At 69.0% G+C, this 7,445-nt stretch carries 9 protein-coding genes; 4 read left to right on the forward strand and 5 right to left on the reverse strand.

What is annotated here, in order from left to right; all coding sequences use genetic code 11:
• Nucleotides 1-366 precede the first annotated feature (366 nt).
• Nucleotides 367-1,008, reverse strand: a complete 642-nt coding sequence (locus tag ACFXPL_RS36585) for a DNA-3-methyladenine glycosylase (protein ID WP_384927497.1) — start codon at nt 1,006-1,008, stop codon at nt 367-369.
• Nucleotides 1,009-1,093: 85 nt separating this feature from the next.
• Between ACFXPL_RS36585 and ACFXPL_RS36590 the strand changes: the two genes are divergently transcribed.
• From ACFXPL_RS36590 to ACFXPL_RS36600, 3 genes are all read left to right on the forward strand, one after another.
• The gene (locus ACFXPL_RS36590) at nt 1,094-1,876 is read left to right on the forward strand and encodes a sporulation protein (RefSeq protein WP_384927498.1); all 783 of its coding nucleotides are present in this window, start codon (nt 1,094-1,096) and stop codon (nt 1,874-1,876) included.
• A 65-nt stretch (nt 1,877-1,941) separates the two neighbouring features.
• A complete protein-coding gene (locus tag ACFXPL_RS36595; RefSeq protein ID WP_384927499.1) occupies nt 1,942-2,481 on the forward strand; it encodes a YbhB/YbcL family Raf kinase inhibitor-like protein in 540 nt (179 codons plus the stop codon).
• 154 nt (nt 2,482-2,635) lie between these two features.
• The gene (locus ACFXPL_RS36600; protein WP_384927500.1) at nt 2,636-3,160 is read left to right on the forward strand and encodes an HNH endonuclease; all 525 of its coding nucleotides are present in this window, start codon (nt 2,636-2,638) and stop codon (nt 3,158-3,160) included.
• 3 nt (nt 3,161-3,163) lie between these two features.
• Here ACFXPL_RS36600 and ACFXPL_RS36605 read toward each other — a convergent pair whose 3' ends face one another.
• From ACFXPL_RS36605 to ACFXPL_RS36620, 4 genes are all read right to left on the reverse strand, one after another.
• On the reverse strand, nt 3,164-3,940 hold the full coding sequence (locus tag ACFXPL_RS36605; RefSeq protein ID WP_384927501.1) for a sulfite exporter TauE/SafE family protein: 777 nt from the start codon (nt 3,938-3,940) through the stop codon (nt 3,164-3,166).
• A 71-nt stretch (nt 3,941-4,011) separates the two neighbouring features.
• Nucleotides 4,012-4,941, reverse strand: a complete 930-nt coding sequence (locus tag ACFXPL_RS36610; RefSeq protein WP_384927502.1) for an SPFH domain-containing protein — start codon at nt 4,939-4,941, stop codon at nt 4,012-4,014.
• Nucleotides 4,942-5,156: 215 nt separating this feature from the next.
• Nucleotides 5,157-5,588, reverse strand: coding sequence for an NfeD family protein (locus ACFXPL_RS36615; protein WP_384927503.1), 432 nt, complete (start codon nt 5,586-5,588; stop codon nt 5,157-5,159).
• A 77-nt stretch (nt 5,589-5,665) separates the two neighbouring features.
• On the reverse strand, nt 5,666-6,457 hold the full coding sequence (locus ACFXPL_RS36620; protein ID WP_384927504.1) for an ABC transporter ATP-binding protein: 792 nt from the start codon (nt 6,455-6,457) through the stop codon (nt 5,666-5,668).
• A gap of 127 nt (nt 6,458-6,584) precedes the next feature.
• Between ACFXPL_RS36620 and ACFXPL_RS36625 the strand changes: the two genes are divergently transcribed.
• Entirely contained in the window at nt 6,585-7,385 is an 801-nt protein-coding gene (locus tag ACFXPL_RS36625; protein ID WP_384927505.1) for a hypothetical protein, read from the forward strand.
• Nucleotides 7,386-7,445 lie beyond the last annotated feature (60 nt).

The raw sequence follows: 7,445 nt of genomic DNA on the forward strand, positions 1-7,445 counted from the left end.
GCGTTTCCGACTCTATCAGACTCTTTCGTGTCCGATTCCCCGTCGGAGCGGGGCTGCTTTCCAGTTCTTCGCTTTCGCGCTTTCCCTTTCCGGCGGTTCCGACTCTATCAGATTCATTCGGCGGTGTTTCCCGCTTCCAGAATTCCGAAGGCCTTTGGATTGGCCCTTTGCCTTTCGGCTGCTCACTACTTTAACCGAGTCCCTGCCCGGCTCATAATCGAGCCGATGAGTGCAGAATTTCGGCATGCCGAAACTCGGACCCGTCAGGGTGTGATCGTGTGTAGTGGGTGGCCGCTTCGGAGGCTGCTGAACAGCAGGCTCCGTTGAAAGCGGCTCGGGCCACATTAGGCGGCGGCAACAGTGGAGTCAAGTTCGGCGGCGGCGTGGAACGTGGGCCCGATAAGGGCTGACCGAGGGGTCGCCGTCGATCCAGAAGCGCCACGGGTGGGGGGCGCCGTCACCGCCCACTCCCGTACGGGGACCGCTGCGGACCTGGTCTTTGGTGACCGGGGTGCCGGTGAGGACCGACAGCGGCTCTTCCGGGCCGGCGCAGACGTCCGTGCCGTTGAGTGCGCGGTCCACGTCCAGGGCGGTGGCCAGACGGGCCGGGCCCTTGGCCAGTTCTCTGTCGTGACGGGCCGAGAAGCGACGTTTACGTGCCAGCTCCGCGCCCACGCCGATCTCGCCGGCCCTGAGCAGTACCCCGCTCGCCCTGCCCTCCGGTCCGCACACCAGGTTGAGGCAGTGCCACATCCCATAGGTGAAGTAGACGTACGCGTGACCGGGCGGGCCGAACATCACCGCGTTACGGAGCGTGCGGCCCCGGAAGGCGTGCGAGCCCGGGTCGATGTCGCCCGCGTACGCCTCCACCTCGGTGAGCCGCAGCTCGATGGGGCCGTCGGATGTCTCGCGTACCAGCGTCCGGCCGAGGAGGTCGGGCGCGACGTCGAGGACCGGCCGGTCGAAGAAGTCCCTGGGCAACGGCATACGGTCGGGGCTCGCCATCATGGCGTCCGAGCGTACATGGGAACCGTCCGTGGCCCGGTGGCGTAAGTAGGGGTCAGGGACCCGAAGGATTTAGTAGGAGTGACACATGGGCTTCAAGAAGCTGCTCGCGAGCCTGGGCGCCGGTGGGGCGACGGTCGAGACCGAGCTGACCGAGTCGAACGTGGTGCCCGGCGGGGTCGTGCAGGGTGAGGTGCGGCTCGAAGGCGGCTCCGTGAACCAGCGGATCCAGGGGCTCTCGGTCGGGCTCCAGGCGCGGGTCGAGGTGGAGGGGAACGACCAGGAGACCAAGCAGAACATCGAGTTCACCCGGCAGAGCATCGGCGGCGCCTTCGAGGTGCAGGCGGGGGCGGTGCACGTGGTGCCGTTCGGCCTGGAGATCCCGTGGGAGACCCCGGTCACGACCATCGACGGGCAGCCGCTGCGGGGCATGAACATCGGCGTGACCACGGAGCTGGACATCGCGCGGGCGCTGGACAACAGCGATCTCGACCCGATCAACGTCCATCCGCTCCCGGCGCAGCAGGCCATCCTGGACGCCTTCATCCATCTCGGTTTCCGCTTCAAGAGCGCGGACATGGAGAAGGGGCACATCCGCGGGACGCGGCAGCGGCTGCCGTTCTACCAGGAGATCGAGTTCTTCGCGCCGCAGCAGTACCGGGGGCTGAACCAGGTCGAGCTGACCTTCGTCGCGGACGACCGCGAGATGGACGTCATCCTGGAGATGGACAAGAAGCCGGGGCTCTTCACCGAGGGCAGCGACTCGTTCCGCTCGTTCCAGGTGGGTCTGGGCGACTACCAGGGCACCGACTGGGCGGCGTACCTCAACCAGTGGCTCGCCGAGGTGGGTGGCCGTCGCAACTGGTTCTGAGCGAGACCCTTAGGCTCGGTCCGCCGACATCCGACAGACGACAGCCGATATCCGGAGGTTCAGACGTGACCGAGGCGACGAGGGCCCCACTCCCTCACGACTTCCATCCGCGGGTGCCGTCGTTCACCGTGGTGAGCGACGACGTCACGCCCGGGGCGGTCCTGAAGGACGCCCAGGTCCAGGCCGCCGGGAACACCTCACCGCAGCTGCGGTGGGAGGGGTTCCCCGCGGAGACCGGAAGCTTCGCCGTGACGTGCTTCGATCCCGACGCGCCGACCGGCAGCGGATTCTGGCACTGGGTGGTCTTCGACATCCCCGCGTCGGTCACGGAGCTTCCGGTGGCCGCGGGCAGCGGCTCGTTCGAGGGGCTGCCCAAGGGGGCCGTACAGGCGCGCAACGATTACGGGTCGAAGGAGTTCGGGGGCGCCGCGCCGCCGCCCGGGGACCCTGCGCACCGCTATGTGTTCACGGTGTACGCGGTGGACAGTGAGCGGCTCGGTCCGGACAGCGACGCCTCTCCCGCGGTCGTCGGATTCAATCTGCGCTTCCACACGCTGGCGCGCGCGCAGCTCGTCGGGGAGTACGCGGCACCCGCCGGGAGCTGACCGTTTGCTTTTTGTTTGCCCTGCCCTGGTCTTGGAGAGACCAGGGCAGGGCATTTTTTATTGTGTTGTCCCTCTCGGCGCGCCCGGCCAGAGTTGATCCAAGCCCACAGCCTTGTCGATGGGGCGGGGCCGGCGAACACGGGAGGTGGGCGGGATGCGCGACACGTTGGTACTGAACGCGAGCTTCGAGCCGCTGTCGACGGTGACGCTCAACCGTGCGGTGGTGCTGGTGCTGCAGGACAAGGCCGTCGTCGAGCAGGCCCATCCCGCTCTCCGTGTGCGCGCCGCCGCCGTGGAGCTTCCGGTGCCGCGGGTGATCAGGCTCTGCCGGTACGTCCGGGTGCCCTTCCGAAGACAGGCTCCGTGGTCGAGGCGTGGGGTCCTGATACGGGACCAGCACCGGTGCGCGTACTGCGGCCGGCGCGCGACGACGGTGGACCATGTGGTGCCGCGGTCCCGGGGTGGCGCGGACAGTTGGCTGAATACGGTGGCTTCGTGCGCCGAGGACAACCACCGCAAGGCGGACCGTACGCCGGATCAGGCGGGGATGCCGCTGCTGCACGCGCCGTTCGTGCCGTCCCCCGCGGAGGCGATGCTGCTGTCGCTGCGCGTCGGTGAGCGCTCCGAGCTGCCGCAGTGGCTGGCGGGGGTGCAGTTGCAGGTGCAGCCGGCGGCGTGAGCGTCAGCCGTACCTGTGGATCAGGAGCTGGACGATGGCGACGACGCCGACCGTCACCACCAGCGCGCGCAGGGCGGCGGGCGGCAGCTTGCGGCCGAACTTGGCGCCGAGCTGGCCGCCGAGGGCCGAGCCGACCGCGATGAGGACGACCGCCGTCCAGTCGAACTCGGCGACGAAGAGGAAGAAGAGCGCGGCGACGCTGTTGACGACGGCGGCGAGGATGTTCTTCACCGCGTTGAGGCGTTGCAGAGTGTCCTCGAGCAGCATGCCCATCAGGGCGACGTAGATGATCCCCTGGGCCGCGGTGAAGTAGCCGCCGTACACGCTGGCGAGCAGCAGTCCGATGAACAGGAGCGGGCCGCCGTTGGGTCCCGCGCTGGTGCCTTTGCGTGCGCGGCGGGCCTGGACGGCGCGGGCGAGGCGGGGCTGGAGGATCACCAGGACGAGGGCGAGGGTGACCAGGACGGGCACGATCGTCTCGAAGGCCGTGGAGGGCAGGACCAGCAGCAGGGTGGCGCCGCTGAGCCCGCCGACGAGCGCGGCGACGCTCAGGCGCAGGATGCGGGGGCGCTGGCCGGTGAGTTCGGCGCGGTAGCCGATGGCTCCGCTGATCGACCCTGGTATCAGGCCGAGGGCGTTGGAGACGGTCGCGGTGACCGGGGCGAGCCCCGTCGCCAGCAGGACGGGGAAGGTGATGAGCGTGCCGGAGCCGACGATGGTGTTGATGGCGCCGGCGCTGATGCCCGCGGCGAAGACGGCGAGCATCTCCCAGATGGTCACGGTCTGCTGCCCTTCGTGCTGATCGGTGCCGGATGCACCGACCTCTGATCATGCACGAAGGGCAGGGGTGTTCAGTCGAGCGGGGTGTCCTGCCTGCGCTGCTTGCCGGTGTTGAAGCCGGGCATGCCGCCGCCGAGGTTGTCGAAGGCGCCGCTGAGTCCCTTGAGCGCGTCGCCGATCTCGCTGGGCACGATCCAGAGCTTGTTGGCGTCGCCCTCGGCGATCTTGGGGAGCATCTGGAGGTACTGGTAGGCGAGGAGCTTCTGGTCGGGGTCGCCGGCGTGGATGGACTCGAAGACCGTACGGATGGCCTGGGCCTCACCTTCGGCGCGCAGGGCGGCGGCCTTGGCCTCACCTTCGGCGCGCAGGATCGCGGACTGCTTCTCGCCCTCCGCGGTGAGGATCTGCGACTGGCGGATACCTTCGGCGGTGAGGATCGCGGCGCGCTTGTCCCGGTCGGCGCGCATCTGCTTCTCCATCGAGTCCTGGATGGAGGTGGGCGGCTCGATGGCCTTCAGCTCGACGCGGTTGACGCGGATGCCCCACTTGCCGGTGGCCTCGTCGAGGACGCCGCGCAGGGCCGCGTTGATCTCCTCGCGGGAGGTGAGGGTGCGCTCCAGGTCCATGCCGCCGATGATGTTGCGCAGCGTGGTGACGGTGAGCTGCTCGATCGCCTGGATGTAGCTGGCGACTTCGTACGTGGCGGCGCGGGCGTCGGTGACCTGGTAGTAGATGACCGTGTCGATGTTGACGACCAGGTTGTCCTGGGTGATCACCGGCTGGGGCGGGAAGGGGACGACCTGTTCGCGCAGGTCGATCCGGTTACGGATCGAGTCTATGAACGGGACCACGATGTTCAGGCCCGCGTTGAGGGTGCGCGTGTAGCGGCCGAACCGTTCGACGATGGCGGCGCTCGCCTGCGGGATGACCTGGATCGTCTTGATCAGGGCGATGAATACAAGCACCACCAGGATGACCAGGACGATGATGATTGATGGCATCGCGTTTTTCGGGCCCTTCTCTGCCGGATGTTCCGATGATCCAGTTTCTCAGACCGGAGGTGAACGTGGTGACCGTTCGGCCGGGTTGAGTCACCTGACTGTCATGTCGGGCTGTGGTACTGGGTTCTTCTCGCGCGTCTGGTCTTCTCGCGCGTCTGGTTTCTTCTCGCGGTCCGGTTCGTCTGTCGCGTTACGGCGGGATGGCCGGAAGGGGTTCACATGACGACGGCTGTCGCCCCGTCGATCTCGACCACGTCGACCTGTTGGCCTGGTTCGAAGGAGGTGGCCTCGTCGTAGGTGCGCGCCGACCACACCTCTCCGGCCAGTTTGATCCGGCCGTCTCTCGCGTCCACCCGTTCCAGGACAACGGCTTGACGGCCTTTCAGCGCGTCGATCCCGGTGGCCGATCCCGCGCTCGTTCCGGCGCGCTGCCGGGCGGCGTACGGGCGTACGGCGGCGACGAGCGCCACGGACACCACGACGAAGACGAGGACTTGGACCACCACTCCGCCGCCGAGGGCCGCGGTGATCGCGCCGGCGACCGCACCGGCGGAGAACATGCCGAACTCGGGCATCGCCGTGATGACGAGGGGAATGCCCAGTCCTACGGCGCCGATCAGCCACCACACCCACGCGTCGATATCCACACGGTCATGGTAGGGGCGCGGGTCCCTGTCCCGACAGGGGCGATATCGGGTCAGAAGGCCGCTGATATGACGGAGGTTCAGCCGAGAGGCAGACCGTGCGCCGTCCAGCGGTCGTTGGTGCGCTCGACGACGAGCGGGAGCCCGAAGCAGAGGGAGAGGTTGCGGGAGGTCAGCTCGGTCTCCATGGGGCCGGCGGCGAGCACCTTGCCCTGGCGGATCATGAGGACGTGGGTGAAGCCGGGGGCGATCTCCTCGACATGGTGGGTGACCATGATCATGGAGGGGGCGTACGGGTCGCGGGCGAGGCGGCCGAGGCGGCGTACGAGGTCTTCGCGGCCGCCGAGGTCGAGGCCGGCCGCGGGCTCGTCGAGGAGGAGGAGTTCGGGGTCGGTCATCATCGCGCGGGCGATGAGGGTGCGCTTGCGCTCGCCTTCGGAGAGCGTGCCGAACTTGCGGTCCAGGTAGCCGGTCATTCCGAGCCGGTCGAGGAAGGCGCGGGCGCGCCGTTCGTCCACCTCGTCGTAGTCCTCGTTCCAGGTGGCGGTCATGCCGTACGCGGCCGTGAGGACGGTCTGGAGGACGGTCTGGCGCTTGGGCAGCTTCTCGGACATGGCGATGCCCGCCACGCCGATCCGCGGGCGCAGTTCGAAGACGTCGACCTGGCCGAGCTTCTCGCCGAGGATCCGGACCTGGCCGGCGGTCGGGAAGAGGTAGCTGGAGGCGAGGTTGAGCAGGGTGGTCTTGCCCGCGCCGTTGGGGCCGAGGATGACCCAGCGCTCCCCCTCCTTGACCGACCAGGAGACATCGTCCACCAGAGCGCGTCCGTCGCGGACCACGGTTACGTCCACCAGCTCCAGTACATCGCTCATGAGCGCGTTGTCTCCCCATGCAATCGTCTTGAGGTTTCGGGTGCGCCTGTAGACGCGGACCCCCAGGGAAAACCTACGCCACCGGTCGAGTGGTCCGGCCGTGAGGTCCGTTCCCTAGGCTGTGACCATGCTTTCGCAACCACGTTCAGGACTGCTGGCCTCATGGGGAAATGCCCTGTTGGCCGGATTCGCATCGCCGGACGACGCGGTGCTCGCCATGGTCGGCGAGGACGCGCTGCACCGGGTGGAGGGGCTGCCGGGCGAGACGGGGCCCGTGGGGCTGACGCTGGCACTGGGGCGGCTGCGGGCGCTCGGGGTGACCGGGTACCGGGTCGCGCTGCCCGCGCCGGGGCATCCGCTGGGGCTGTGCGGACCGCCGGAGTTCAATGCCCGCGCCCTGGAGGCGGAGGAGGCCGTGATCGCCGTGGGGGCGCCGTACGGGCTGGTGCCCGAGGTGTCCGCGGTGGGCCCCGAGGGGGACCGTCACGTCGAGGTCCTCTGGCACTGTCTGCCGGTACGGGAGGCCCCGCCGGCGGATGTGCCCTCGCTCGGGGAGGCGGAGCGGGAGCTGTCGGAGGCCCTGCGGGAGGCGGCCGAGGTGCTGTCCGGGCTGGACGTGGCGGCGTCGGGGCCGGTGGCCGAGGCGATCGTGGACGCGTACCGGGCGCGGGCCGAGGCGGGGCGCGAGGTGCTGGCCCCGGGCTATCCGCAGCGGGCGGTGCGGGTGCTGGAGCAGGCGCAGCGGGTGGGGCTGATGATCGCGCTGGCGTACGAACACGGGCACGGGGGCGCGGTGAGCGCGTCGGAGATGGCGGCGCGGGGTGAGGCGCTGCGGCCGGTGGAGCGGTTCGCGCGGCGGGCACAGGTGGCGTCGTACAACGCGTATGTGGAGGAGCGGGAGCGGAACGGCCCCGGGGCGGGGGTCTGACACCTCCGGAGATGCCTACGGGGCTCCCCCTGCCCTCCGCTCGGCAGGCATGCCGAGCGG

Origin of the sequence: Streptomyces sp. NPDC059092 (assembly GCF_042756365.1) — a bacterium.
Classification (GTDB): Bacteria; Actinomycetota; Actinomycetes; order Streptomycetales; family Streptomycetaceae; genus Streptomyces.

Coding starts and splice junctions, on each gene's coding strand:
- ACFXPL_RS36585 (WP_384927497.1), bottom strand. CDS start 1,008: ATGATGGCGAGCCCCGACCGTATGCCGTTGCCCAGGGACTTCTTCGAC.
- ACFXPL_RS36620 (WP_384927504.1), bottom strand. CDS start 6,457: ATGAGCGATGTACTGGAGCTGGTGGACGTAACCGTGGTCCGCGACGGA.
- ACFXPL_RS36590 (WP_384927498.1), top strand. CDS start 1,094: ATGGGCTTCAAGAAGCTGCTCGCGAGCCTGGGCGCCGGTGGGGCGACG.
- ACFXPL_RS36610 (WP_384927502.1), bottom strand. CDS start 4,941: ATGCCATCAATCATCATCGTCCTGGTCATCCTGGTGGTGCTTGTATTC.
- ACFXPL_RS36625 (WP_384927505.1), top strand. CDS start 6,585: ATGCTTTCGCAACCACGTTCAGGACTGCTGGCCTCATGGGGAAATGCC.
- ACFXPL_RS36600 (WP_384927500.1), top strand. CDS start 2,636: ATGCGCGACACGTTGGTACTGAACGCGAGCTTCGAGCCGCTGTCGACG.